Source organism: Caballeronia pedi (genome assembly GCF_001544915.2).
In the GTDB taxonomy this organism is placed as follows: domain Bacteria; phylum Pseudomonadota; class Gammaproteobacteria; order Burkholderiales; family Burkholderiaceae; genus Caballeronia; species Caballeronia pedi.
Window position 1 is genome coordinate 1 of record NZ_FCOE02000134.1, and the last position, 595, is coordinate 595.

The window sequence follows — 595 nt, forward strand, 5'->3', positions numbered from 1 at the left end:
GCACGCAGCACCAGCGTATTGACGAACAGGCCGATGAGCGGTTCGATCTGCGCATGCGTGCGATTGGCGATGGGTGAACCCACGGCCACCTCTGATTGCCCTGACAAACGTGCGAGCAGCGTCTGGAACACCGCAAGCAGCAGCATGAAGGGCGTGACGCCTTCACGCTGCGCCAGCGCGTTCAGGCGTTCGTACAATTCTGGACTCACGGCGAAAGGCAGCGTCGCGCCGCGCCCGCTGATCTGCGCAGGGCGAGGGCGATCGGTGGGCAGATCCAGCGGTGCAAGCTCGGCGAGCTGATTGCGCCAGTACTGAGTCTGACGTTCGAGTTCGGCACCAGCGAGCCAGTCACGCTGCCACAGGGTGTAGTCGGCGTACTGCACGGCCAGCGGCGGCAGGGCGACAGGTTCGTTACGCAATGCAGCCGTATAGCAGGCGGCGAGTTCACGCACCAGTACGCCGGTTGACCAGCCATCGGAGACGATGTGATGCATCGTGAACAGCAGAACGTGTTCGCTTTCTGCGAGGCGCAGCAATCGGGCGCGCAGCAAGGGGCCGTGTTGAAGATCGAAGGGGCGTCGGGCTTCGTCTTGCG

1 protein-coding gene is annotated in these 595 nt (G+C 63.7%); it reads right to left on the reverse strand.

What is annotated here, in order from left to right; translation table 11 throughout:
- A partial coding sequence (locus tag AWB80_RS42860; protein WP_341866869.1) for a condensation domain-containing protein occupies positions 1 to 551 on the reverse strand: 551 nt, incomplete at its 3' end.
- Between the last annotated feature and the right edge of the window lie 44 nt (positions 552 to 595).